The sequence below is a fragment of the Sinorhizobium sp. P24N7 genome (assembly GCF_042436655.1).
GTDB lineage: Bacteria > Pseudomonadota > Alphaproteobacteria > Rhizobiales > Rhizobiaceae > Sinorhizobium > Sinorhizobium meliloti_A.
On the sequence record NZ_JBHMIW010000042.1, the window covers coordinates 1 to 1,836 of the forward strand.

Genomic DNA, 1,836 nt, shown 5'->3' on the forward strand with positions numbered 1-1,836 from the left:
GGGTGATGAGATTGTTCTCGCTCTGCAAGAGGCCGCCTGTCGCTTTGCACTTAATTGCGAGACTCCTGTACCAATGATTTCAGTTGGTCGGCGTGGTAGTTAATTTGAGAATGCGGCTTGGATCTTGAAATGTGAGAATCAGGCGGTCGAGATAATCGAGGGTGTTCCTGCAATGAGTGACACATTTCCCGATGAAGTCAATGAAGCGCTTTGGGAGGCAGCCTGCCGGCGCAGATGCGATTCGGGAATTGCTGAAGTACCGGACTGGCAAGATGACAGCGGGAGATGCGCCACTGCTTGCGACCGAGCTTGAAATCAGTCGAGCCCGCATGCCGCCTTATCAAATTGTTTCGAGCCGGTGGCACGGTCATGTCGTTGGTGGATCGCAAAACGCGGTCGGCCAGAGGATCAACGGGTGTTGGATGACCAGCGGGAAGAAATCATCGCACGACCATCAGCCTATACTACCAGACGCGCAACGGTCCGACCGTTGCACAGTTGGTTCGGGATGTGCAAACGATCGTAAGCGCCGTCTCCACCCCATTGGATTAGCTGTATTTTGAGGCTTTCTGCGTGTGCGAGAAGGTTTCCAGGACTATCTGGAGATTGGCATGGCAGATGATGGATTTGTTGGGCGCTACGAAGTTGTCGAGCCGCGCCGCGGAAACCGGCGTTGGCCGGATGACGTGAAGGCGCGGATTGTGGCGGAAAGCCTTGAGCCTGGTGTTCGTGTTGTTGATGTCGCGCGCCGTCATGAGGTTGTTCCGCACCAGCTTTCCTTCTGGCGTCGGCAAGCGCGCGAGGGCATTCTGGCCCTGCCTTTTGAGGCTATGCCGGACCTGGCGGAGAGCGGCGATGCCGAGCCTGCATTTGTGCCTTTGGCGATTGCGGCGGAGCCGAGCGAGGCTGTGAGTGTTTTGGCGCCGCCGAAACTGCGGGAGGCGGTTTCGTCAGTCTTGACGCTCACGATCGGCTCGGACGTTGTGATGCGGGTTCCCGGCGATGTGCCGGTTGAACGTGTGGCCGCTCTGGTGCGCGCCATGCGAGGGACGGCATGATCGTCGCGGGCCAACGACTGCCGATCCTGATTGCAACGCGGCCGGTGGACTTCCGCTGTGGGCATCAGGCGCGGGCTTTGATGGTGCAGACCGAATTGAAGCTCGACCCGCATTCCGGGGTGACGGTTATCTTCCGGTCGAAGCGCGGGGATCGCCTGAAGATCCTGGTATGGGATGGCACCGGAATGGTGCTGATCTACAAAATCCTTGAACAGGGAAGCTTTGCCTGGCCCAAGGTGCAGGATGGAACAATGCGTCTTTCCAGGGCTCAGTATGAAGCTTTGTTCGAAGGTCTCGACTGGCGACGGGTCATGGCGCAACGGGTGACGACGCCGTCGGCGGCAGGGTGAATATCCCGCTGCCTTTGCATTGTTTTGTTTGGTTTTTTTGTGCTGTCTTGCTATAATACCGCATGTCGTCGCCGCTTGATCTCAGCCTGTTTCCGGACCTTCCGCCAGAGGTGGTGAAGGCGTTCGCGGCGATGCAGTTCGAGCTGTCGGTCGAGCGTGCTGCCCGTCAGCATGAGCAGGCTGTGGTGGCCGAAAAGGATGCGTTCATCGCCGAGCTGAAGGAACTGGTCGAGAAGCTTGAAGGTCAGGTTCACGACTATCGGCGCACGAAGTTCGGGCCGAAATCGGAAAAGCTCGATCCGGCGCAGATGGAACTGGCGCTGGAAGACCTTGAACGGCGATTGCCGAGACACAGGCGCGGATTACCGCCGTCGAGAAAAAGATCGAGGCCAGCGCATCCGATCCGGGCAAGGCTGCTCCTCGCAAGG

2 protein-coding genes and 1 pseudogene are annotated in these 1,836 nt (G+C 58.4%); all 3 read left to right on the plus strand.

Features of this window, described 5'->3' with window-relative positions:
* The first annotated feature begins 611 nt into the window (after positions 1-611).
* Positions 612-1,058 carry an IS66-like element accessory protein TnpA gene (tnpA, locus tag ACFHWW_RS33705; RefSeq protein ID WP_379943676.1) on the plus strand — a complete coding sequence of 149 codons (447 nt, stop codon included), beginning with the start codon at positions 612-614 and terminating at the stop codon, positions 1,056-1,058.
* A complete protein-coding gene (gene tnpB, locus ACFHWW_RS33710) occupies positions 1,055-1,408 on the plus strand; it encodes an IS66 family insertion sequence element accessory protein TnpB (RefSeq protein WP_379943678.1) in 354 nt (117 codons plus the stop codon). The genes tnpA and tnpB overlap by 4 nt, the downstream gene beginning before the upstream one ends.
* A 62-nt stretch (positions 1,409-1,470) precedes the next feature.
* Positions 1,471-1,836 (plus strand): annotated as a pseudogene (locus tag ACFHWW_RS33715) (transposase); the annotation flags it as partial.

Excerpts from the sequence above, each read along its gene's own strand:
- tnpB (WP_379943678.1), top strand. The coding sequence starts at position 1,055 with ATGATCGTCGCGGGCCAACGACTGCCGATCCTGATTGCAACGCGGCCG.
- tnpA (WP_379943676.1), top strand. The coding sequence starts at position 612 with ATGGCAGATGATGGATTTGTTGGGCGCTACGAAGTTGTCGAGCCGCGC.